Origin of the sequence: Blastococcus deserti, from assembly GCF_042682525.1 — a bacterium.
In the GTDB taxonomy this organism is placed as follows: domain Bacteria; phylum Actinomycetota; class Actinomycetes; order Mycobacteriales; family Geodermatophilaceae; genus Blastococcus_B; species Blastococcus_B deserti.
The window spans coordinates 53,657-74,743 of sequence record NZ_JBHUHP010000030.1 but is presented as its reverse complement, the minus strand read 5'-3'; the positions used below and the strand labels follow the sequence as shown (position 1 = coordinate 74,743).

The 21,087-nt window shown below is 74.7% G+C and carries 24 protein-coding genes; 12 read left to right on the top strand and 12 right to left on the bottom strand.

The features are described 5' to 3' along the window. Positions 1 to 7 precede the first annotated feature (7 nt). Positions 8 to 493: an ArsI/CadI family heavy metal resistance metalloenzyme gene (locus tag ACFSHS_RS20250; protein ID WP_376880086.1), complete on the bottom strand. Its 486-nt coding sequence runs from the start codon at positions 491 to 493 to the stop codon at positions 8 to 10. Positions 494 to 627: 134 nt separating this feature from the next. Between ACFSHS_RS20250 and ACFSHS_RS20245 the strand changes: the two genes are divergently transcribed. From ACFSHS_RS20245 to ACFSHS_RS20235, 3 genes are read left to right on the top strand one after another with little or no spacing between them, the layout of a single operon-like run. Beyond that, entirely contained in the window at positions 628 to 972 is a 345-nt protein-coding gene (locus ACFSHS_RS20245) for a metalloregulator ArsR/SmtB family transcription factor (RefSeq protein WP_376880084.1), read from the top strand. Further along, a complete protein-coding gene (locus ACFSHS_RS20240; protein ID WP_376880081.1) occupies positions 969 to 1,727 on the top strand; it encodes an aquaporin in 759 nt (252 codons plus the stop codon). Before ACFSHS_RS20245 ends, ACFSHS_RS20240 begins: the two co-directional genes overlap by 4 nt. Beyond that, positions 1,727 to 2,137, top strand: a complete 411-nt coding sequence (locus tag ACFSHS_RS20235; RefSeq protein WP_376880078.1) for an arsenate reductase ArsC — start codon at positions 1,727 to 1,729, stop codon at positions 2,135 to 2,137. The genes ACFSHS_RS20240 and ACFSHS_RS20235 overlap by 1 nt, the downstream gene beginning before the upstream one ends. A gap of 6 nt (positions 2,138 to 2,143) precedes the next feature. On the opposite strand, the gene ACFSHS_RS20230 is transcribed toward ACFSHS_RS20235, so the two are convergent. The 5 genes from ACFSHS_RS20230 to ACFSHS_RS20210 form a co-directional block, all read right to left on the bottom strand. Continuing rightward, a complete protein-coding gene (locus tag ACFSHS_RS20230; RefSeq protein WP_376880075.1) occupies positions 2,144 to 2,713 on the bottom strand; it encodes a DUF4334 domain-containing protein in 570 nt (189 codons plus the stop codon). A 188-nt stretch (positions 2,714 to 2,901) separates the two neighbouring features. Further along, positions 2,902 to 3,939, bottom strand: coding sequence for an L-glyceraldehyde 3-phosphate reductase (gene mgrA, locus ACFSHS_RS20225; protein WP_376880073.1), 1,038 nt, complete (start codon positions 3,937 to 3,939; stop codon positions 2,902 to 2,904). An 11-nt stretch (positions 3,940 to 3,950) separates the two neighbouring features. Further along, positions 3,951 to 4,625, bottom strand: a complete 675-nt coding sequence (locus tag ACFSHS_RS20220) for an HAD family hydrolase (RefSeq protein ID WP_376880071.1) — start codon at positions 4,623 to 4,625, stop codon at positions 3,951 to 3,953. 7 nt (positions 4,626 to 4,632) lie between these two features. Next, positions 4,633 to 5,106: a PTS sugar transporter subunit IIA gene (locus tag ACFSHS_RS20215; protein ID WP_376880068.1), complete on the bottom strand. Its 474-nt coding sequence runs from the start codon at positions 5,104 to 5,106 to the stop codon at positions 4,633 to 4,635. After that, entirely contained in the window at positions 5,103 to 5,333 is a 231-nt protein-coding gene (locus tag ACFSHS_RS20210) for a PTS sugar transporter subunit IIB (protein ID WP_376880066.1), read from the bottom strand. The genes ACFSHS_RS20215 and ACFSHS_RS20210 overlap by 4 nt, the downstream gene beginning before the upstream one ends. Positions 5,334 to 5,570: 237 nt before the next feature. Here ACFSHS_RS20210 and ACFSHS_RS20205 point away from each other — a divergent pair, with 237 nt between their 5' ends. From ACFSHS_RS20205 to ACFSHS_RS20185, 5 genes are all read left to right on the top strand, one after another. Continuing rightward, positions 5,571 to 6,902, top strand: coding sequence for a PTS transporter subunit EIIC (locus ACFSHS_RS20205; protein WP_376880064.1), 1,332 nt, complete (start codon positions 5,571 to 5,573; stop codon positions 6,900 to 6,902). Positions 6,903 to 6,984: 82 nt separating this feature from the next. Further along, entirely contained in the window at positions 6,985 to 8,241 is a 1,257-nt protein-coding gene (locus ACFSHS_RS20200) for an N-acetylglucosamine-6-phosphate deacetylase (RefSeq protein ID WP_376880061.1), read from the top strand. A gap of 1 nt (position 8,242) precedes the next feature. Then, positions 8,243 to 9,034 carry a glucosamine-6-phosphate deaminase gene (nagB, locus tag ACFSHS_RS20195; RefSeq protein WP_376880059.1) on the top strand — a complete coding sequence of 264 codons (792 nt, stop codon included), beginning with the start codon at positions 8,243 to 8,245 and terminating at the stop codon, positions 9,032 to 9,034. Between the two features lie 97 nt (positions 9,035 to 9,131). Further along, positions 9,132 to 9,896, top strand: coding sequence for a GntR family transcriptional regulator (locus ACFSHS_RS20190; RefSeq protein ID WP_376880057.1), 765 nt, complete (start codon positions 9,132 to 9,134; stop codon positions 9,894 to 9,896). Between the two features lie 69 nt (positions 9,897 to 9,965). Then, on the top strand, positions 9,966 to 10,136 hold the full coding sequence (locus ACFSHS_RS20185) for a hypothetical protein (protein WP_376880055.1): 171 nt from the start codon (positions 9,966 to 9,968) through the stop codon (positions 10,134 to 10,136). Between the two features lie 4 nt (positions 10,137 to 10,140). Here the strand turns inward: ACFSHS_RS20185 and ACFSHS_RS20180 are convergent, their stop codons facing one another. Beyond that, complete coding sequence (locus ACFSHS_RS20180; RefSeq protein WP_376880052.1) at positions 10,141 to 10,527, bottom strand: hypothetical protein; 387 nt, start codon at positions 10,525 to 10,527, stop codon at positions 10,141 to 10,143. Positions 10,528 to 10,552: 25 nt separating this feature from the next. Then, a complete protein-coding gene (locus ACFSHS_RS20175; protein ID WP_376880049.1) occupies positions 10,553 to 10,711 on the bottom strand; it encodes a hypothetical protein in 159 nt (52 codons plus the stop codon). A gap of 226 nt (positions 10,712 to 10,937) precedes the next feature. Between ACFSHS_RS20175 and ACFSHS_RS20170 the strand changes: the two genes are divergently transcribed. Next, entirely contained in the window at positions 10,938 to 11,507 is a 570-nt protein-coding gene (locus ACFSHS_RS20170) for an SRPBCC family protein (RefSeq protein ID WP_376880047.1), read from the top strand. 9 nt (positions 11,508 to 11,516) lie between these two features. On the opposite strand, the gene ACFSHS_RS20165 is transcribed toward ACFSHS_RS20170, so the two are convergent. Genes ACFSHS_RS20165 through ACFSHS_RS20155 form a run of 3 tightly spaced genes read right to left on the bottom strand, consistent with a single transcriptional unit; the run spans position 11,517 to position 14,127 of the window. Next, positions 11,517 to 12,170, bottom strand: coding sequence for a response regulator (locus tag ACFSHS_RS20165; RefSeq protein ID WP_376880044.1), 654 nt, complete (start codon positions 12,168 to 12,170; stop codon positions 11,517 to 11,519). Then, positions 12,167 to 13,468, bottom strand: a complete 1,302-nt coding sequence (locus ACFSHS_RS20160; protein ID WP_376880042.1) for a histidine kinase — start codon at positions 13,466 to 13,468, stop codon at positions 12,167 to 12,169. The genes ACFSHS_RS20165 and ACFSHS_RS20160 overlap by 4 nt, the downstream gene beginning before the upstream one ends. Further along, a complete protein-coding gene (locus ACFSHS_RS20155) occupies positions 13,396 to 14,127 on the bottom strand; it encodes a hypothetical protein (RefSeq protein ID WP_376880040.1) in 732 nt (243 codons plus the stop codon). The genes ACFSHS_RS20160 and ACFSHS_RS20155 overlap by 73 nt, the downstream gene beginning before the upstream one ends. Before the next feature lie 170 nt (positions 14,128 to 14,297). Here ACFSHS_RS20155 and ACFSHS_RS20150 point away from each other — a divergent pair, with 170 nt between their 5' ends. The 3 genes from ACFSHS_RS20150 (at position 14,298) to ACFSHS_RS20140 (ending at position 20,292) form a co-directional block, all read left to right on the top strand. Then, complete coding sequence (locus tag ACFSHS_RS20150) at positions 14,298 to 14,783, top strand: hypothetical protein (protein ID WP_376880038.1); 486 nt, start codon at positions 14,298 to 14,300, stop codon at positions 14,781 to 14,783. A gap of 237 nt (positions 14,784 to 15,020) precedes the next feature. After that, a complete protein-coding gene (locus ACFSHS_RS20145) occupies positions 15,021 to 17,273 on the top strand; it encodes a glycerol-3-phosphate 1-O-acyltransferase (RefSeq protein ID WP_376880035.1) in 2,253 nt (750 codons plus the stop codon). A 97-nt stretch (positions 17,274 to 17,370) separates the two neighbouring features. Further along, complete coding sequence (locus ACFSHS_RS20140) at positions 17,371 to 20,292, top strand: wax ester/triacylglycerol synthase family O-acyltransferase (RefSeq protein WP_376880033.1); 2,922 nt, start codon at positions 17,371 to 17,373, stop codon at positions 20,290 to 20,292. 69 nt (positions 20,293 to 20,361) lie between these two features. On the opposite strand, the gene ACFSHS_RS20135 is transcribed toward ACFSHS_RS20140, so the two are convergent. Next, the gene (locus ACFSHS_RS20135; RefSeq protein ID WP_376880031.1) at positions 20,362 to 21,078 is read right to left on the bottom strand and encodes a SemiSWEET transporter; all 717 of its coding nucleotides are present in this window, start codon (positions 21,076 to 21,078) and stop codon (positions 20,362 to 20,364) included. Between the last annotated feature and the right edge of the window lie 9 nt (positions 21,079 to 21,087).

The window sequence follows — 21,087 nt, the reverse complement described above, 5'->3', positions numbered from 1 at the left end:
CTCTCCTTCAGCAGCAGGCGGCCGCGAGGCGGGCGCCGGTGTCGGCGGCCCTCGTCGACGTGCAGCAGCCGCCGTCGCCGGCCACCGCGGACAGCTCGGCCTCGGTGCGCCCCTCCAGGTCGGGGCGCGCGTCGGCGGTGACGGTGTAGACCTCCCACGGCTCACCGCCGGGCCCGGTCACCCAGACCTTGTCCTGCACGGCGTAGCAGCAGGTCGTGTTCTCCTCGGCACGGGTCGCCAGGCCCGCGTCGGCCAGCCGGGCCGTCGCCGCGGCCACCTCCTCGGACGTGGCCACCTCCACCCCGAGGTGGTCCATGCGGGTCGCCTCCCCCGGCTGCCCCTCGAGCAGCACCAGCTTCAGCGGCGGCTCGGCGATGGCGAAGTTGGCGTATCCGGGCCGGCGCTTGGCCGGCGCGGCGCCGAAGAGGCGCGAGTAGAAGTCGATCGCGGCGTCGAGGTCGGCGACACGGAGAGCCAGCTGGACGCGGGACATGGGTTTCGTCCTTCCGGGGAACTGCATCGATGGACGTCGATGTCTGCGCCAGAGAGGAGCACAAGACATCGATGATTGTCAATACGAGCTCAATCGTTACGATGGGCGTCGATGTCCACACGAGGAGACCGTCGATGAGCGACCCAGGGCTGGCCTGCTGCACTCCGCTGACCGGCACCCCGATGTCCGCGGAGCAGGCAGAGCAGGCGGCGCCACTGCTGAAGGCGCTCGCCGACCCGGTGCGGCTGCGCCTGGTCAGCCTCATCGCCGCGAGCGAGGGCGGCGAGGCCTGCGTCTGCGACCTCAACGAGGCGTTCGACCTCACCCAGGCGACCATCAGCCATCACCTGAAGGTGCTGCACTCCGCCGGGCTGCTCGACCGCGACAAGCGCGGGGTCTGGGTCTACTACGCGGTCCGGCCCCAGGCCCTGGCCGCCGTCGCCAACCTGTTCGACACGGCCGCCCTCGCGCCGGCGTGAGCAGGCCCCAGGCGTCGACCGTCCTGGGCCGTCAGGCGCTGGCCGAGTTCCTCGGCTCGGCGGGTCTGGTGACGGTCGTCATCGGCTCCGGCATCGCGGCGCAGCGGCTCTCGCCCGACGACGTCGGGCTGCAGCTGCTGGAGAGCGCACTGGCCACCGGGGCGGGGCTCGTCGCGCTGATCCTGGCCTTCGGACCCGTGTCCGGCGGCCACTTCAACCCGGTGGTGACGCTGGCCGACCGGTTCTTCGGCGGCGTGACCAACCATCAGGTGGCGGTCTACCTGCCCGCCCAGCTGGCCGGCGGGGTCGTCGGCGCGGTCGTGGCCAACCTGATGTTCGACCTGCCCGCGGTGTCGATCTCCGGGACCGAGCGGTCGGCCGGGGGCCTGTGGCTGTCCGAGGCGATGGCGACGTTCGGCCTGGTCGTGCTGATCTTCGCCCTGGTCCGAGCGGGCGGCTCCGCGAGGGCACCGTTCGCGGTCGGCGCGTACATCACCGGCGCCTACTGGTGGTCGTCGTCGACCAGCTTCGCCAACCCGATGATCGATCTCGCCCGGACCCTGTCCGACACCTTCGCCGGCATCGCCCCGTCGTCGGTGCCGATGTTCCTTCTCATGCAGCTCGCCGGAGGTGCGGCGGCGGTCGTCGTCGTGTCGCTGCTCCACCCCGAGGCCGCGATCACGGCGGACGAGGTCGTGGTTCCGCACGCCGGCACCGGCACCCCGGCACACCGACCCGGCCAGGAGGAGTCCTGATGTCCGACAAGCCCAGCGTGCTCTTCGTCTGCGTGCACAACGCCGGCCGCTCCCAGATGGCCGCCGGCTGGCTGCGCGCCCTGGCCGGCGACGCGGTCGAGGTGCGCTCGGCCGGCTCCCTCCCCGGCGACCAGGTCAACCCCGCGGCGGTCGAGGCGATGGCGGAGGTGGGCATCGACATCTCCGCGCAGCGGCCCACGGTGCTCACCACCGACGCGGTCGAGGCCTCCGACGTCGTGATCACGATGGGGTGCGGCGATGCCTGCCCGGTCTTCCCGGGCAAGCGCTACCTCGACTGGCAGCTCGAGGACCCGGCCGGCAAGGGCGTGGAATCGGTGCGGCCGATCCGCGACGAGATCGAGGGCCGCGTACGGGGGCTGCTGGCCGAGCTGGAGGTCCCCACCTCCTGACGTCGATCAGCCGGCGTCCCGCTCCAGGAGGAAGAGGAACGGGTCCGGCAGGCCGCGCATGTCCATGAGGCCCAGCACGCGGTCCCCGTCGATCCGCCGGAACACGTCGATGATCGGCAGCGCGTCGTAGACCATCGCCGCGGTCACCACCCCGCGGTGCTCCACCGCCCGCAGCCGGGCCTTGGGCCGGCTGGTGAACAGCGCCGGGCGGAGGGCGGCGAACGCCGAGACGACCGGGCGGCGCTGCACCAGGTCCGGACGCGCGCGCAGCAGGCCCATCGGCACGAGCGCGGGGGCGACCGGCCGCGGCCGCCCTGCGGAGTCGCGGAACAGCAGCGGATGCACCGACTCGGTGTCGAGGAACTCCTTGCCGTACCAGCCGTAGGCCTCGAGGAGCCCGTCGAGCGCGGAGCCGGTGCGCAGCTCGCTGCCCCGCCAGCGGCCGAGCATGGCGTCGGCCGGCACCGCCGGCAGACCGTCGAAGAAGGCGAGCGCCTCGGCCGCCGGCACGCCGGCCCGGTGCTCCTCGATCCACCGGCGTGCGGTGGCGTCGTCCGTCGTCGGGCCCGCTGTCATGGGGTCAGCCTGCTCCCGCGGTCGCCGGACGTCCACGAGCGGCCCGGCGGCGGCCGGCGCGACAGCTCGCCGTGGAGTCAGCCCGGACCGTGGTGCTGCGGATGCCGGATCCGGTCACGAGCGGCGAGCCGACGGCCAGGGCGTGCAGTCGACGGCAGGCGACGGCGGCGGCCCCCCGTCCCCGACGGTCAGCGCTCCGCGGCCCGTGCCCGCGCCCAGAGGTCGATCCCGCTGTCGACCGCGTGCTCGTCGATGGCCGACAGCTCGTCGTCGTCGAAGCTCAGGCCGTCCAGCGCGCCGACGTTCTGCTCCAGCTGCGCGACGCTGCTGGCCCCGATGAGGACCGTGGTGACCCGTGGGTCGCGCAGCGCCCAGGCCAGCGCCATCTGCGCCAGGGACTGCCCGCGCGCCTTCGCGATGTCGTTCAGCGCGCGGATGTGGCCGAGGGCCTCGTCGGTGAGCAGCTCGGTCGACAGCGACTTGCCCTGGCTGGCCCGGGATCCCTCGGGGATGCCGTCCAGGTACTTCGTGGTGAGCATCCCCTGGGCCAGCGGCGAGAAGGCGATGCAGCCGGCGCCGACCTGCTCGAGGGTGTCGAGCAGGCCCTCGGTCTCGATCCAGCGGTTGAGCATGGAGTACGAGGGCTGGTGGATCAGCAGCGGCGTCCCGAGGTCGGCGAGGATCGCCGCCGCGCGGGCGGTGTCCTGCGGCGAGTAGGAGGAGATGCCGGCGTAGAGGGCCTTGCCCGACCGGACGGCGCTGTCGAGCGCGCCCATCGTCTCCTCGAGCGGTGTGGTCGGGTCGGGCCGGTGGCTGTAGAAGATGTCCACGTAGTCGAGCCCCATCCGCCGCAGCGACTGGTCGAGGCTGGCCAGCACGTACTTGCGCGACCCGCCGCCCTGGCCGTAGGGGCCGGGCCACATGTCCCAGCCCGCCTTGGTCGAGATGACCAGCTCGTCGCGGTAGGCGGCGAAGTCGTCGGCCAGGTGCCGGCCGAAGTTGGTCTCGGCCGATCCGTAGGGCGGGCCGTAGTTGTTGGCGAGGTCGAAGTGGGTGATGCCCAGGTCGAAGGCGCGGCGCAGGACGGCGCGCTGCCGCTCGAACGGCACGTCGTCGCCGAAGTTGTGCCAGAGACCCAGGCTGATCACGGGGAGGTCCAGGCCGCTCCGGCCGGTGCGCCGGTAGGTCATCGAGTCGTAGCGGTCGTCGGCTGCGCGGTAGGCCATGGCCGCGATCCTCACCGATCCGCGACCAGGCCGCCCAGCCAGGGGTCCCGCAGGTCGGCGACCGTCCGGTGCGCGCCGGCGGCGAGCAGGTCGGCGGCGGACGACGTGGTCGTGACACCGACCGCCGCGCCGACGCCGGCGGCCAGCAACGCCTTGATGCCGGAGGGCGAGTCCTCCACGCCGGTGCAGCCGGCCGCGTCGACCCCCAGCCGCTCGCAGGCGCACAGGTAACCGGCGGGGTCGGGCTTGCCCGTGGTGACGTCGTCCGCGGTGACCAGCACCTGCACGCGGTCGCGCACGCCGAGGACCGGCCCCAGGACCTCCTCCGCCCACACCGGGCCGGCGCTGGTGACGACGGCGACCGGCAGGCCGGCGTCGCTCACCCGCCGGATCAGGGCGGCCGCGCCGGGGACGGCCTCCACGGCATCCCCCAGCGTCTGGGCGTGCGCCATCATCTCCGCCTGGATCGCGCGCAGGTCGCGCCCGGTCCACGGCCCCGGCACCGCGGCGAGCACGTCGCTGGCCCGGCGGCCCATGAAGGTCTGCTCGTACTCGCGGTCGTCGACCTGGGCGCCCCACCGGTCGAAGAAGTGCCCCCAGGTCAGCCGGTGCACCCGCTCGCTGAGCACGAGGGTCCCGTCGAGGTCGAGCAGGAGACCGGCGGGCCGACCGGACGGCGCGGTCATGGAGCGGTCACGGAGCGGCGGGCGGGGACCAGGTGAACAGCGGCCGCCCGGGCGCGACCGTGCTGCCGGCCGGGACCGCGGACCCGATGCTGTCGGCCGTCGACTGCATCACGACCACCGGGCAGACCGCCGAGTAGCCGGCACTGCGGACGGCGGTGGGGTCGAAGGTGATCATGCGGGCGCCCCGCTCGACCTCGTCACCGTCGGCCACGTGCACGGTGAAGCCCCGTCCGTCCATGCGGACCGTGTCGATGCCGAGGTGCACGAGGACCCCGGCACCGCCCTCGTCGAGGACGACGAAGGCGTGCGGGTGGACCTTCATGACGCGGCCGGCGACCGGCGAGACCGCCTCCACCTCGGTCGCGCCGTCCTCCGGTTCGACGGCCAGGCCGGCTCCGACGACCAGGCCGGCGAAGACCGGGTCCGGCACGTCGGCGAGCGGGACCGCCCGCCCCGGCAGCGGAGCGAGCACCTCCGTCACAGGAGGTCCTGGACGTCGTCGGCCAGCGAGTCCGCCTCCGGGCCGACGACGATCTGGACGACGCTCCCGGCCACGATCACCCCGTGCGCGCCGACGCGCTTGAGCGCCGCCTCGTCGACCTTGGCGGGATCGGCCACCTCGGTCCGCAGCCGGGTGATGCACCCCTCCACCTCGACGATGTTCCCGGCCCCGCCGAGGCCGGCCACGATGTCGCTCGCCTTGGACATGGATCTCCCTCTCCCGGCGGCCGGTGCGGCCGGCCTCGCGGATGTCACGACGCGGTGTGGACGTGTTGACTTTTTCTCATGAATGAGACCAGCATCACACCACTGGTCATGACAGGACCATACCGGTCCAGCACAGCGCCCGGCAACGGTGTGGCTCCCGAGCCTGACGCCGCGCGCCAGGTCGGACCGGTCGCTCCACCGTCCCGCGTCCCCGACCCGACGAGGCAGGTCCCGCCCATGAGTTCGACCGTCAACCCGACCGCCGACGCCTCCGCCGGCGCCGCGAAGAGGCGCGTGGGCCTCGCCGGCCTGCAGCGGCTCGGGCGCAGCCTGATGCTGCCGATCGCGGCCCTGCCGGCCGCCGGCCTCCTGCTCCGGCTGGGGCAGGACGACATGCTCGGCCGCTTCTCGCCCCTGGAGACGGTCGCCGACGTGATCGCCGCGGCCGGCGGGGCGCTGTTCAGCAACCTGCCGCTCATCTTCGCCGTCGGCATCGCGATCGGGTGGGCGAAGAAGGCCGACGGCTCGACCGCACTGGCCGCCGTCGTCGGCTACCTGGTGCTCGCCGGCGTGTTCGAGGCCATGAGCCCCGTCGTCCTGGGCACCCCCGAGGAGGGCGCGGAGCAGGAGCTGATCAACTTCGGCGTGCTGGGCGGCATCGTCACCGGCCTGGTCTCCGCGATGCTGTGGCAGCGCTACTACCGGCTGAAGCTGCCCGACTACCTCGGCTTCTTCGGCGGGCGCCGGAGCGTCCCGATCATCACCGCCGTCGTCATGATGCTCGTCGGCGTCGTCATGAGCTTCGTCTACCCGTTGTTCGACCTGGCGCTCACCGGGCTCGGTGAGGCCGTGAACGCCAACACGGTCATCGGCGGCGGCATCTTCGGCGTCGTCAACCGCCTGCTCATCCCGCTCGGGCTGCACCACATCATCAACTCGGTCGTGTGGTTCATCCTCGGCGACTACGAGGGCGTCCAGGGCGACCTCAACCGGTTCTTCGCCGGCGACCCCGAGGCGGGCACGTTCATGACCGGCTTCTTCCCGATCATGATGTTCGCCCTCCCGGCGGCCGCGATGGCCATCTGGCACGAGGCCCGGCCGGCGCAGCGCAAGATCGTCGGCGGCATCATGCTCTCCACCGCCCTGACCGCGTTCCTCACCGGCATCACCGAGCCGCTGGAGTTCTCCTTCCTGTTCGTGGCCTGGCCGCTCTACGTCATCCACGCCCTGCTGACCGGCACGTCGCTGGCGCTGACCAACGCGCTCGGGATCCACGACGGCTTCTCGTTCTCCGCGGGGGCCATCGACTACCTGCTGAACTTCGGGCAGGCGACGAGGCCGCTGTGGCTCATCCCGATCGGGCTGGCCTACGCCGCGGTCTACTACGTCCTGTTCCGCTTCGTGATCCGCAAGTGGAACCTGCGGACGCCGGGCCGCGAGGACGACGCAGCCGACGCCGGCCAGCCGGCGCTCGCCGACGAGGCACGCACCGAGGCCGCCGTCGGCGACGCCCCGGCGGCCGACGCGGCACGGCCGGGTGACTCCCCGCGCGGGACGTCGACCAGCTGATCCCCGCGACGCGGGACAGGTGGCCTGCCGCCGGTCCCGCGTCGCACCCCGTACCCCGATCCCGACACCTGGAGCAGGCACCGTGCCCAGCCGCCCCGAACCCGTCGAAGAGCCGTCCGGCCGGCACCTGGTCCGGGGCGACCTGGTGAGCTCGGGTCGCCGGCTGGACGACGCCGTGGTCCTGGTCGAGGAGGGGCGGATCGGCTGGGTCGGGCCGGCCACTTCCTGGCCCGGGGACGCCGGCGACCTGCCCGCGCCCGCCCCGGGGCGGCTGCTCCTCCCCGGGCTGGTCGACGTGCACTGCCACGGCGGGGCCGGACACGGCTTCCCCGAGGCCGACGCCGAGGGCATGCGGGCCGCCGCGGACCACCACCTGCGGCACGGCACGACGACGCTGATCGGCAGCCTGGTCTCGGCACCCGCCGACCAGCTGGAGCGGCGGGTCCGCGCGCTGCTGCCCCTGGTGGCCTCCGGCCGGCTCGCGGGCATCCACCTCGAGGGACCGTTCCTCTCCACGGCGCGGTGCGGAGCCCAGGACCCCCGCTCGATCGTGCCCGGCGATCCCGGCCTCCTGCGCCGGCTGGTCGACGCCGGCGAGGGGGCGATCCGGTCGGTGACGCTCGCGCCCGAGACCGCGCGGCTGACCGAGCTGCTGGGCATCCTCGCCGCGGCCGGCGTCACCCCGAGCTTCGGCCACACCGACGCCTCGGCGAGGATGACCCGCGCGGCGATCGCCGCCGTCGGCGGGCGGCGGCTCGGGGCGACGCACCTGTTCAACGGCATGCCGCCGCTGCACTCCCGGGCCCCCGGCCCGGTGGCGGCCTGCCTCGCCGCCGCGGCCCAGGGGTCGATGGTCGTGGAGCTGATCGGCGACGGCGTCCACCTCGCCGACGAGACCGTCGCCACGGTGTTCGCGCTGGTAGGTCCCGGGCAGATCGCACTCACCACCGACGCCATGGCCGCGGCCGGGATGCCCGACGGTCGCTACCCGCTGGGCCCCATGACCGTGGAGGTCGTGGGGGGCGTCGCCAGGCTCCCCGGCGAGCCTGGCGATGCCGGCGCCATCGCCGGGGGCACGGCCCGGCTGCTGGACGTGGTCCGCAGAGCGGTCCGGAACGCCGGTGTCCCGCTCCCCGACGCGGTCACCGCGGCCACGGCGACACCCGCCCGGTTGCTCGGGCTCGACTCCGAGGTCGGCGACGTCGTCCCTGGTCGGCGGGCCGACCTGCTGATCACCGACGCCGACCTCGAGCCGCGCGCCGTCCTGCTCACCGGTCGCCGGGTGGACACCGAGCGTGCCACGCCCGCCGGCACCCGCACTCCCACGGAGGTCCACTGACATGGAGGTCGTCATCCTCCCCACGGCCGAGGACTGCGGACGGGTGGTCGCTGACGTCATCGCGGCCGCGGTCACCGCAGGCCCGGACGGGAACCGCCCGACCCTCGGCCTGGCCACGGGGTCCTCCCCCGTCCTGGCGTACCGGGAGCTGATCCGCCGGCACCGCGAGGAGGGGCTGTCCTTCGCCGGCGTGCGCGGCTTCCTCCTCGACGAGTACGTCGGACTGCCCGCCGGCCACCCGGAGAGCTACCGGTCGGTCATCCGCCGGGAGCTGACCGCCACCCTCGACATCGCCGACAGCGACGTGCACGGGCCCGACGGCGCGCACCCCGACCCGCTCGTGGCCGCCCGCGAGTACGAGCTGAGGCTGCTGGAGAACGGCCCGGTGGCCGTGCAGGTGCTGGGCATCGGTGCCAACGGCCACATCGGCTTCAACGAACCGGGTTCGTCGCTCACCTCGGTAACCCGCGTCAAGACGCTGACCGAGCAGACCCGGCGGGACAACGCCCGCTTCTTCGAGCGGCCGGAGGACGTGCCTCGGCACGTCATCACGCAGGGCCTGGGCACGATCGGGCGGGCGCAGCACCTGCTGCTCACCGCCAGCGGCGCGCGCAAGGCCGCGGCCGTGGCGGCGGCCGTCGAGGGCCCCCTGACCGCCAGCTGCCCGGCCTCGGTGCTCCAGTGGCATCCGCACGCAACGGTGGTGATCGACGAGGCCGCGGCGGCCCGGCTCGAGCGGGCCGACTACTACCGGTACACGCTGCAGCACAAGCTGCCCCACCAGCCGTACTGATGCGCGCCGACCGGGGCAGCAGGGGGACGCCGGGATCCGCCGGTCATGCTGGGACCGGACGGACCGGACGGGGACGACGAGGAAGGCAGGCGCGCCGGTGACCGAACCACTGCACCTGGTCGACGGTGTGGTGCCCAAGCACCAGCAGCTGCGCGCCATCCTCACCGAGCTCGTCACCACGCGGCTGCGGCCCGGCGACATGCTGCCGAGCGAGCGTCAGCTGTGCGCCGACTACGGCGTCAGCCGGATCACCGTGCGCGAGGCCCTGGGGCAGCTGGTGAGCGAGGGACTCCTGGTCCGCACCCAGGGCAAGGGCACCTTCGTCGCGCACCGCCCGGCCCGCTCCCGGCTGCACATCGCCTCCTTCCACGAGGACATGCGCCGCATGGGCCTGGAGCCGGCGACCGTCGTCCTGTCGGCCGCCCGGGCCGTGCCGCCCGCGCAGACGGCCGAGCGCCTGCGGCTGGCTCCCCAGGCGCCGGCCTACCACGTGCGTCGGCTCCGGCTGGCCGATCGGGTGCCCATGTCGGTCGACGACGCCTGGTACAGCGCGGAGCTGCTCCCCGGGCTCGACCAGTTGGATCTGCAGGCCTCCCTCTACGACACCCTGGCCCGGCACTACGGGCGGCCGATCGACTCGGCCGAGCAGACGGTCAGCGCCGGGCTGGCCGGCGAGGAGATCGGGCGCCTGCTGGGCATCCCCGGCTCGGGGCCGGTCCTGAAGTTCGACCGGGTGTCCTACAGCCGCGGGGACGCGGTGGAGCACGCCCGATCCTGGTACCGGGCCGACCGGTACGAGCTGTTCATGGGCCTGCACAACAGCTCCCCGTCGACCGAACCGGTCCGCGGGGTCGCGGGCTAGCCGCGACCACGGGGCGGGCGGCGCGCCTAGGGTGGTTCCTGTCCTTCCGCCGAGGCCGAGGAGGCCGCCGTGCTGCGCGTGCTGGGGCTGCTGCTCGTCGTCTGGCTGGTGCTCACCGTCATCGGCGCCGTCGTCAAGGGCCTGTTCTGGCTCGCCGTGCTGGGGCTGGTCTTCTTCGTCGCCACCGCGGCGCTGGGCTGGAACAAGCGCCACCCCGAGCTGCCGGGCCGCCGCCGCTGACCGGTCAGGCGCGCCCCAGCGCGGTGAGGCGCTCCTGCCGGGCGGCCCGGAGCGTCGGGACCAGCCGCGGGTCCTCGAGGTCCTGCACCGTCCGCACGGTCATCTTGCGCATGTTCACCCCGGTGCCCTCGAGCAGGCCACCGTCGTCGAGGTGGGCGCCGTAGTTGCAGCCCAGGTTGACGTGCCGGGGGTATACGGCGAGATACGCGTAGTGCTCGGACATCTTCTTCGGGCCGACGCCGTACCCGACCGTCCTCTGGTGCGGCCACACCACGCGGACCACGGTGGGGTCGGTGCGCCGGATCAACTCGTCCGCGGCCCGCACCAGCGCCGCCACGTCCGGTGAGAGCTGGACGAGGAGGTCGTCCCACCCGTCCGGGTCGCCGGTCACGCTGCTTCGCCCCTGCGCCGTGCGGTCACTCGCCGTCCGCGTCGCCACCGTCGCCGTGGAGCGGCACACCGGCGGACGGGTCGGCCGGGAACTGCGCGGGCTCCACCTCGACCTGCTCGGCCAGGGGCACCCGGGCGCGCGGGACCAGCTCGTCGACCGGGATCGCGTACGGGTTGTCCGTCATGACCGGAGAGTGCTGCACGGCCGCGAGGTTGTCCAGGACGTGGCCGGCGGAGGGAACGGCTGGGCACGAGTCGCCGGGAGGACGGTCCGGCCGCGCCTCGCGCGCCGGGGCGGTTCCGGCGGCACGTGGCCGCACCGACGGTTCCGGAACCGCCAGCTTCCACTGCTGGGCCTGCCTCGGCTAGCTTTCCCGCTGTCCGTAGTCCCCGGCGAAAGGTGCTCGGTCGGTGGATCCCGAGAAGCGGGTCACTCCGGATGCCCATCCCGTCCAGCTCCAGCCAGGCGCGGCGCGCGCCCACGCGGGACGGGGGTGGCTCTCCGGGGCCGACCCGATGCAGCGGCCGGCGCGGGTGGAGCAGTACAGCCGCGAGGTGCTGCTCGACCAGCCGCCGCAGGAGGTGTTCGACTTCTGCCTCCGGGCCCAGAACTTCGCCGCGATCATGCCCGGCCGCATGCAGGTTCTCGGGCTGTCCAGCGACGTCGGGCGGCCGGGCGGCACCTACGCCTTCCGTTGGTGGCTGAGGAACGTCGTGCCGGTCCGCTGGGTCGCCTACGTGGACTCCTTCGAGGAGGGCCGCTCCTTCAGCGACGTGCAGGTGCGGGGCGTGTTCCGCTACTTCCACCACACCCACGCCTGCGAGCCGGCGGACGGTGGCGGCACCCGCTACCGGGACACGATCCGGTTCGCGTCGGTGCTCGGGCCCCGCCTGGACCGGACGCTGGTGCGCGCCGAGCTGGATCGCACGTTCCGGGCGCGGCACCGCCGCATGCGGGCGCTGCTCGACGCCGCCGCGTGAGCTACCAGGTCACTGCGCGCCCATCCCCGCCGCACGGGCGCGCGCGACCGCGGCCTCGCGGTCGGGGACCTGCAGCTTGGTGAGGACCGCGGAGACGTGGTTGCGCACCGTCTTCTCCGACAGCGTGAGCCGCCGGGCGATCTGCGACGTCCGGAGCCCCGCCGCGAGCAGCTCGAGGACGTCCCGCTCTCGCCCCGTCAGCTCCGGGAAGGCCGCCCTGCGGGAGGCCGTGCCGGTCAGCGAGTCGACCACGCGGCGGGCGACCGCCCCGCCGTAGACGGCGTCCCCGCCCGCGACGGCCAGAACCGCCCGCACGATCTCGTCCCGGTCGGCGCCCTTGAGCAGGTAGCCGCGCGCGCCCGCCCGCAGCGCGCCGAACAGCGACACGTCGTCCTCGTGCATGGTCAGCACCAGGACCCCCACGTCGGGGTGCCGGCGGGCCAGCTCGACGATCGCGGCCGCGCCGGACAGTCGGGGCATGGACAGGTCTGTGAGGACGACGTCGGGGGCGCACCGGGCGACCAGCGCCAGCAGCTCCGCGCCGTCGGACGCCTCCCCGACGACCTCCACCTCCGGCGACGCGTCGAGCACCGCCCGCAGCCCGAAGCGGTACATCGGGTGGTCGTCGGCCAGGGCCACCCGCACGGGGGAACGCTCGGTCACCGGGGCACCTCCAACGGGAGGTCCGCGACGACGGCGGTGCCGTCCGGCCCGCTGTCGACCGTCAGGTCACCCCCGACGGCCCGGGCCCGCGAGCGCATCGAGTCCAGCCCGATGCCGCGAGGTCGCACGTCGTCCGTCACAGCCGGTTCGAGGCCCGCTCCGTCGTCGGCCACCGCCACCTCGAGCCGGCCGTCCCGCGCGCGGAGCCCCACCTCGGCCGACCGCGCCCCCGAGTGCCGGGCCACGTTGGTCAGCGCCTCCTGCGCGATCCGGTAGGCGGCGGTCTCGACGTCGGGCGGGAGCGGCGGCAGGTCCTCGGCGGTCACCCGCACCGGGACCGACGGCGCCAGCGTGTCCGCGTGCCGTCGGACCGCCGCCACGAACCCGAGGTCGTCCAACGGCGCCGGCCGCAGGCCGTCGATGATCCGGCGCACCTCGCCGACAGCCGCGTCGACCTCTTCCTTGAGCCGTGCGAGCAGGTCACGGGTGAGCGGGTCGGCCCGGTCCCCCACGTGGGCCTGCACGGCCTGCACGCCCAACCCGATGCCGGCCAGCGACGGGCCCAGCCCGTCGTGCAGGTCGCGGCGGATCCGGTCGCGCTCGTCGTGCGTCGCGGTCAGCACCCGGTCCCGCTCCCGTTCCAGCGACCTCGCCAGATCCAGGGCCAGGACGACCACGGCCACCTGTGGCGCGAGCGCGGCCAGCAGGTGCCGGTCGCCGGTGGTGAACGGCTCGCCGGGGTGCCGCTCGGCCACGTGCAGCGTGCCGACGTCCCGGCCGCCCACCCGCAGCGGCACGGCCAGCGCGCCGTCGTCCGGGGACGCCGGCTCCCCCGGCCCCACCACGCGGGCACCGGCCACGCGCAATGCCGCCGTGACCGTGGCCAGGACCGCCGGCAGCAGGTCGGCCTCGTCGGTGGTCGCCACGCGGTCGCCGAGCTCGGTGACGGCGGCGACCGGGTCGCGGCGCCGTCCGTAGACGACGCGGTCGGCCGCCGACTGCAGCCGCGTCCTGGCCGGGCCGAGCGCGACGGCGATCAGCGCCGCCGCGATGGCCGCCGGCACCGGGGAGAGGGTGCGCCCGAGCGCCGCCGCGGCGACCGTCGCCAGCGCCAGGTAGAGCAGCACGACGGCCGCGGTGAGAGTTGCGTAGACCAGCGCCCGGCTGACCACGATGCCGAGGAGCCGGTAGCGGACGACACCCACGAGGATCGCTCCCGGCACCATCAGGGCGAGCGGGACGGAGGCCCACTCCGGGGCCGGGACGGCGAAGACCACGACCATGAGCGGCAGGACCACGCAGACCAGCCAGGCCAGCTGCTGACGCTCGGGCGGTCGGCGCGCACCAGCCGCACGACCGTCGCGATCCAGATGGTCACCGCGCCGGCGACGACGGCGGCCGCGGCGGCCACTCCGCCGGCGGTGGTCCACCACGTCTCCGACAGTGCGACCGGGGCCGGCCCGGCGCCGATGTCGTCGTAGGCGCCCTGCGTCAGACTGCTCCCCACGGTCAGCACGAGCAGCCCGGCCGAGACGGCGCCGACCGGCCACCGCCACCAGCGGGCCGGCAGCCGGCCGGAGGGATACACGGCGATCAGCACCGTCGCCGGCAGCAGCAGCGACGGCAGCCAGGTCATCGCGCCCGCCTGGGCGACGACCGGGGCGAACGGCCAGGCCGGCTCGGCGAACCTCGTGCCGAAGCTGCCGTACGCGTTGGTGCCGACGCTGACGCCCTGGAGCAGACCGGTGAGCACGAGCAGCCAGCCGATCCCGTTGCGCGGGCGCAGGTGCGCCAGCAGCGTGCCGGTGGCGGCGCAGGCGACGCCGTAGACACCACCGAGGGTGGACGAATCCGCGTGCGGCACACGAGCGCCCACCCAGGCCGACAGCCCGACGGCGGCGGCGCACAGCAGGGTCGCCGCGACGGCGGCGCCGGTCGTGAGCAGGCGGGGGCGCACGGCCCCAGTGTCTCGCCGACGGCGTCCCGGTCGGGGCGTCCGGTGTCCCGGTCGACCCGGGAGGAATGCCCGGTCCTGGCAGCCGCCGAGCCCATGCGGAGGGACACCCGGGACCGCAACGGTGGTCCGCGACCGGCCGACGGGGCCGGCATCGACCCGGGAGGTCCGCCATGTCCGCCAGCTCCACCGTCCCTACGACCCGGCGCCGGCCCGTTCCGGTTCCGGACCCCTCCACCACCGCCGGCGCGGTCGTGGGTCTCGGCTGCACGCTCGTCGGCCAGTACGTCGAGACCCCATGGGAGTCCGGCCCCGGTGATTGGGGCGTCGGCTTCGACGCCAACGGCGGCTGGGCCGCGCTGGCGGCGCTCGTCGCCTTCGTCGCCGTCGCGCTGGTGCTCGTCGGCCTGGCCACGGCCCGGGCCCGCGCCGTCCCCCCGGAGAGGACAGCCCGCCGGGCGCTGGTCCTCGCCGGGCTCGGGGCCGTGATGATCTTCGTCTTCTGGACCGGGGTGCCGCCGGTCCTGGCCGGCGGGGCAGCCGGGCTCGCGCTCGACGCCCGTCGCCGCCTCGGTCGGCTGCCCTCCCCCGCGGCGGCCGCCCTCGCCCTCGCCGTCCTCACCGTCGCCGGCGCCGTCTACCTGGCCTTCACCGGCTGACCCCAGTCCGCACGATCCTCCGATCCCACCGACCGATCCGCGAGGAACCTCGGATGCACCTCCCCCGATCCGGCCGGCGCTGAGCCGGGACGAGGGAACGGGGCGCCGGACGACCGTCCGGCGCCCCACCGGCGTCCGCGCCCGGCGCCGCGTCCGGATCGGGTCGCGGTCCCGGCCGCGATGGCCCATGTTCGGTGTGTGCGATGTCGGCTCCCCGAGGAGAGGTGGGTCAGGCGAGTGACCGGACTGCAGGTGGGCGACGGCGCCGCCCTGATCGTGCTGGTCGACGCGTCGAGCGAGACCGAACGGCGGCTGGTGGAGGAGGCGCTGAGCGAGGTCGGTGACCGACCGGCGACGGTCCTCCCGCTGCGCGGTGATGCACTGGCCGGTCCCCTGGCCGCCGCCGACCCCGACACGGTGGTGACCGCGGTGCGCGTGGCGTGGGCTCCGCCGCGGCCGGCCGGGCCGGAGGACGGCGGACGGCAGCGCCGCTGGTCGGCGGCCGTCCCGTCCCTCCGCCGCCGTCCTCCCGCGCCGCTGCAGAAGGCCGTCCTGCACCGCGATCCCGACCGCGCCCGCATCGTGCGGGCCGAGCCGGCCACCGTCACGGAGCTGGCCGGTCGCTGGGAGGGCACCGGGACGCTGGCCGACTTCGTCGCCCACCAGGCCGCGGTGGCCCTGGACCGGGCCGAGCGGGCGGTCGTCGGCGAGCGGGTCAAGGTCCCGCGGCACGTCGTCGAGGCGATCGAGGCCGGCCCCGAGTTCCGCCGCGAGGTGGCGGCGCTGGCCGGGCGGCTGGAGTGCCCCGAGGAGGAGGTGCACGCGCAGGCGGTCGCCGCGCTCGACGGTCTCGTGGCCGCGGTCGACCCCGCGGCCGTGGAGGTGTTCACGGGCCTGTTCCGCCCGCTGCACTCCCGCGCCTGGGACGTCCGGGCCGACACCGCTGGGCTGGCGCGCCTCCGCGAGCTCAACCGCCGGCACCCGCTGGTCTTCCTGCCCAGCCACCGGTCCTACGTCGACCCGCTGGTCCTCGCCGACGTGCTGGCCAGGCACGACTTCCCGCGCAACCACGTCCTCGGCGGCGACAACCTGAACTTCTGGCCGGTCGGCCCCCTGGCCAAGCGCGCGGGCGTCGTCTTCATCCGGCGCAGCTTCGGCGACGACCAGGTGTACAAGCTCGCCGTCCGCGAGTACTTCGCCTTCCTGCTGAGCAAGCGGTTCAACCTCGAGTGGTACATGGAGGGCGGCCGGTCGCGGACCGGCAAGCTGCGGCCGCCCCGGCACGGGCTCCTGCGCTACGTCGCCGACGCCGTCGAGCGCGGCCGGGTGGACGACGTGCTGCTGGTGCCCGTCTCGATCACCTACGACCAGCTGCGCGAGGTGTCCCTGATGGCCGCCGAGCAGGGCGGCGCCGCCAAGCGCGGTGAAGGGCTGTCGTGGCTGGCGTCCTACGCGCGCGAACAGGTCACCACCCCGCTGGGCACCGTGCACGTGGCCTTCGCCGAGCCGCTGTCGCTGGCCGCGGCGCTGGAGGCGGGCGCCGATCCGGCCGACCCCGACGCGCGGCGGCTCACCATGCAGAAGGTGGCCTTCCAGGTCGCCGTCGGCATCAACTCGGTCACCCCCGCGACGGCGACGGCCCTCGTGACCCTGGCCCTGCTCGGCGTCCGCGACCGCGCGCTCACGCTGGCGCAGGTGCGGCGCGTGGTGGAGCCGCTGCTCGACTACCTGGACGAGCGCGGCCTGCCGCACTCGGGGGCGGGGCTGCGGGGCTTCCGCGGGGTGCGGCAGGTGCTGGCCACCCTGGCCGCGCAGGGCGTCGTCACCGTCTACGAGGGTGGCGAGGAGCCGGTGCACGCCATCGAGCGCGGCCAGCACCTGGTGGCCGCGTTCTACCGCAACAGCGCCATCCACCACTTCGTCGACCGCGCCATCGCCGAGCTGGTGATGCTGCGCGACCCGGTCGACCGCTGGGACGAGGCGATGCGGCTGCGCGACCAGCTGAAGTTCGAGTTCTTCTTCCCCGAGCGCGACGCCTACCGCGAGCGGATCGCCGCCGAGCTGCAGCGACTGGACCGGGAGTGGGAGACCGCCGACGGCCGGGACGTCCTGTGCGGGGCGCCGCTGCTGGTGGCCCACCGGGTGCTGCGGTCGTTCGTCGACGCGCAGCTGGTGGTGGCCGAGCGGCTGGCGGCGCGCGACCCCCGGACGCCGGTGGTGCAACCGGACTTCCTGGCCGAGTGCAGCGGGGTGGGGCAGCAGATGCTGCTGCAGGGTCGCCTGCACGGGCCTGAGTCGCTCTCGCGCGAGCTGTTCGCCACCGCCCTGCAGCTGGCCGGCAACCACGACCTCGTCGACCCCGGCCGCGAGGAGCTGGCCCGCCGCCGGCAGGAGTGGGCGGCTCAAGTCCGGGACGTCGTCGGCCGAGTAGTCATCATCGACGAGCTGGACGCCGCGGCGCGGCGGGAGAACGTGGGAGTGGAGCCGTGAACGAGGTGGCGAGTTCACGCGTGGACGCGGCAGCGCCGCGAACGCGGCCGCCCTGCTGGGGGCACCTCCCGCTTGCGGGGGACAGCGAGGAGGACTCGTGAGCGTCGGTCAGGAACCGGCCACGACCGCCCGGGCGGGCGAGTGGACCGAGGAACAGCTCCTGGCCGACGTCGACGCGGCCCCACGGGGCCCGCGGGTGGGGGCGTTCTTCGACTTCGACGGCACGGTCATCGACGGCTACTCGCTGGCCGCCTTCGCCCGCCACCACCTGCGCTCGCTGCACGTGACGCCGGCCGACCTGGGGCAGCTGCTGCTCACCGGTCTGCGCGGGGTCACCACCGAGGAGGACTTCGAGCGGTTCACGGTCGCGGGCATGAAGGCCTGGGCCGGTCGCAGCGAGGACGAGCTGGTCGAGCTCGGCGAGCGACTGTTCGTGCAGGGCATCGCCGGCTCGCTGTACCCGGAGGCCTGGCGGCTGGTGATGGCGCACCTGCAGGCCGGCCACACCGTCGTCCTGGCCTCGTCGGCCACCCGCTTCCAGGTGGAGCCCGCGGCCCGGGCCATGGGCGTCGAGCACATCCTGGTGTCGCCCGTGGAGATGGAGGACGGCATCTGCACCGGCCGGCCGGGCGGCCCGCTGCTGTGGCGGGCCGGCAAGGCCGCCGCCGTGCGGGCCTTCGCCGAGGAGCACGGCATCGACCTGGTGCAGAGCTTCGCCTACTCCAACGGCGACGAGGACGTGCCCTTCCTCCGCACCGTCGGCCGGGCGCGTGCGCTCAACCCCGGTCGGGGGCTGGCCGCCGCCGCGCGCCACTACTCGTGGCCGATCGCCCGGTTCCGGCCGCGCGGCCGCGGCGGCCCCGCGGAGATCGCCCGCACCGCCGCCGGGATCGGCGGCCTGCTCGGCGGCTTCGCCACCGGGGTGGCCATCGGCGCGCTCAGCGGCTCCCGGCGGGAGGCCGTCGACCTCGGGATAACCCTCGCCGGGGAGCTGGGCAGCGCACTCGCCGGGGTGCGGCTCGACGTCCAGGGCGCCGAGCACCTGGCCACCCGGCCGGCGGTCTACCTGTTCAACCACCAGAGCCAGCTCGACGTGCTGATCCTGGCCAAGCTCCTGCGCGGCGGCTTCACCGCGGTGGCCAAGAAGGAGCTGGCGAACATGCCCGGCTTCGGCCTGGCCTTCCGGCTGGCCGACGTCGCGTTCATCGACCGCGGCGACCCGGCGAAGGCCCGCAGGGCACTGGAGCCGGCGGTGCAGCGGCTGCGCGAGGGCATCTCGCTGGTCGTCGCGCCGGAGGGCACCCGCTCGGCGACGCCGTCCCTCGGGCCGTTCAAGAAGGGCGCCTTCCACGTGGCCATGCAGGCCGGCGTCCCGATCGTGCCGATCGTCATCCGCAACGCCGGTGAGCTGATGTGGCGTGGGGCGACCACCATCCAGTCCGGCACGGTGCAGGTGCGGGTGCTGCCACCGATGCCCACCGACGGCTGGACGATCAAGGACCTCGACGCCAAGGTGGCGGAGGTCCGGGCGCAGTACCTGGACACCCTGGCCAACTGGTCGGGGCGCTCCGCCCGCCCGGTCGACGTCACCGAGGCGGGCGCGGCCGACGGGCTCACCGCTCCCCCGGACGCACCGCTGGACTGGGGCATCTCGCCCGAGATGAACCCTCTCGAGACGGCGATGTGGCGCGCCGAGACCGCCGACCCCCGGCTGCGGAGCAACGTCACGCTGCTGGAGATCCTCGAACCCGCACCCGACTGGGAGCGGCTGCGGGCGGCGCACGAGTGGGCGTCCCGGATGGTGCCCCGCATGCGGCAGCGGGTGGTGGAGCCGGCCCTGGGCGTCGGCGCGCCCCGCTGGGTGACCGTCGCCGAGCTCGACCTCGACCGGCACGTCCGGCGGGTGCGCCTCGATCCGCCGGGATCGATGCGCCAGCTGCTCGACGTGGTGGCCGAGTTCGCCGCCGCCCCGCTCGACCGCGAGATCCCGCTCTGGGAGGTGCTCCTGGTCGAGGGCCTACCCGACGGGCGGGCCGGCTACGTGGTCAAGACGCACCACAGCACCACCGACGGCCTGGGCGCGGTCCAGCTGATGAGCAGGCTGCACAGCCGCACCGCAGAGCACGACCCGGCCCGCCCGGAACCGCCCGTCCCCCTCCCGGACGACGCCTCCCCCGTGGGCGTGCTCAGGGACCAGCTCGTCGGCACGGTCCGGTCCGCGCCGCTGGCCGTGCTGCGCCGGGGGGTCGGAGCACTGGGCAGCCTGCGGCGCCCGTGGGAGGCGGCCACGCAGGCGGTGGAGGCCGCCCGGTCGGCCTCCGCCACGCTCACGCCGCCGAAGGGCGGCTCCGCGCTGCTGGCACCGCGCGGTGGGGGCTGGCACTTCGAGGTGCTCGAGGTGCCGCTGGCCGACCTCAAGGCGGGGTCGAAGGCGGCGGGCGGATCGCTCAACGACGGCTTCCTCGCCGCGGTCGTCGGCGGGTTCCGGCGCTACCACGAGCGGCAGGGCGCACCCGTGGGCACGCTCACGATCGGCATCCCGATCAGCCTGCGCGCCCAGGACGATCCGCAGGGCGGCAACCGGTTCACCGGCGCCAGCTTCCCCGCCGACCTGGCCGAGCCCGACCCCGCGACCCGGATCAAGGCCATCCGCGAATTCGTGCTGTCGGCGCGCAACGGGAGCGGGTCGGGCGTCGTCGACGACCTGCTGAGCCCGCTACTGGGCTGGCTCCCGGCCTCGGTGATCGGCGCCGTCTCCGGCTCGCTGACCAGCGCCAACGACGTCCAGGTGTCGAACATGCCCGGGGTCTCGCACCCGGTCTACATCGCGGGGTCGCGGATCGTGCGCATGTACCCCTTCGGCCCCCTGCCCGGCTGCGCGGCGATGATCACGCTGCTCTCGCACGAGGACCAGTGCTGCATCGGCATCAACGTCGACGCCGCCGCCGTTCCCGACCCCGAAGGCCTGGTCGAGGACTTGCAGGCCGGCCTGGACGAGGTCGTCGCGCTGGCGCGGTGAAGGCCGGAACAGCACGGCGCCCCCGGACCCGCAGGAGGCGGGGCCGGGGGCGCTGGGTGGTGGGGTTGCTCAGGCAGCGGCCGCCAGCACGCCGCGGGCGCTGGAGGGGAGAACACGGACCTCGGCCGGCCGGCCGGTCGCCGGGCGAACTGCCGATCGCCGGTTGCCGGTCGCCACCGTCCGCAGGATGGCGCACACGACGAGGGCGCCGCACAGCCCGACCCCGGCCGACAGCCACACCGCGGGGTTGCTGGTCAGCCAGCCGTAGCCCGTCCAGGAGGCGTTCGCGCCCACGCCGAGGTGCCACCGCGTCGGGGACAACCCGGACAGGTCCTGGCTGCGGTTCAGCAGCAGGCTCAGCGGCTGCGGGAGGGCGGCAGCAGCGCCCACCAGGGAGATCACCGAACCCAGCGCGGCGGCGACCACGGCCGGGTCCGCGCCCACGACGACCACGGCCACGACGCTCCCGGCGGCGAGCGCGGCGAGACCGGCGGCGCCGGTGGCGGTGCGGAGCAGCGCCTCCCGCGAGCGGAGCCGCGGCTGGGAGACCAGCAGGGCGGCGAGGATCGCGGTGTTGCCGACGCCGACGACCACGTTGGTCAGGATCTGCGCCGGATCGCCGGTGAGGACGCCGAAGGTGAGCCAGCACAGGTTGAGGGCGACCCCCAGCCAACTGCCGGTCGGCGAGAGGCCGAGGGTGCGGCCGTGCCGGCAGGAGCGCCAGACCTGAGGCCAGGTGAGAGCGATGCTGAGGGCGGCCGCGAGGTAGCCGAGGGCGGCGATCATGGTGGAGCG

Excerpts from the sequence above, each read along its gene's own strand:
- ACFSHS_RS20250 (WP_376880086.1), bottom strand. The coding sequence starts at position 493 with ATGTCCCGCGTCCAGCTGGCTCTCCGTGTCGCCGACCTCGACGCCGCG.
- ACFSHS_RS20245 (WP_376880084.1), top strand. The coding sequence starts at position 628 with ATGAGCGACCCAGGGCTGGCCTGCTGCACTCCGCTGACCGGCACCCCG.
- ACFSHS_RS20235 (WP_376880078.1), top strand. The coding sequence starts at position 1,727 with ATGTCCGACAAGCCCAGCGTGCTCTTCGTCTGCGTGCACAACGCCGGC.
- ACFSHS_RS20230 (WP_376880075.1), bottom strand. The coding sequence starts at position 2,713 with ATGACAGCGGGCCCGACGACGGACGACGCCACCGCACGCCGGTGGATC.
- mgrA (WP_376880073.1), bottom strand. The coding sequence starts at position 3,939 with ATGGCCTACCGCGCAGCCGACGACCGCTACGACTCGATGACCTACCGG.
- ACFSHS_RS20220 (WP_376880071.1), bottom strand. The coding sequence starts at position 4,625 with ATGACCGCGCCGTCCGGTCGGCCCGCCGGTCTCCTGCTCGACCTCGAC.
- ACFSHS_RS20210 (WP_376880066.1), bottom strand. The coding sequence starts at position 5,333 with ATGTCCAAGGCGAGCGACATCGTGGCCGGCCTCGGCGGGGCCGGGAAC.
- ACFSHS_RS20205 (WP_376880064.1), top strand. The coding sequence starts at position 5,571 with ATGAGTTCGACCGTCAACCCGACCGCCGACGCCTCCGCCGGCGCCGCG.
- nagB (WP_376880059.1), top strand. The coding sequence starts at position 8,243 with ATGGAGGTCGTCATCCTCCCCACGGCCGAGGACTGCGGACGGGTGGTC.
- ACFSHS_RS20175 (WP_376880049.1), bottom strand. The coding sequence starts at position 10,711 with ATGACGGACAACCCGTACGCGATCCCGGTCGACGAGCTGGTCCCGCGC.
- ACFSHS_RS20150 (WP_376880038.1), top strand. The coding sequence starts at position 14,298 with ATGTCCGCCAGCTCCACCGTCCCTACGACCCGGCGCCGGCCCGTTCCG.
- ACFSHS_RS20135 (WP_376880031.1), bottom strand. The coding sequence starts at position 21,078 with ATGATCGCCGCCCTCGGCTACCTCGCGGCCGCCCTCAGCATCGCTCTC.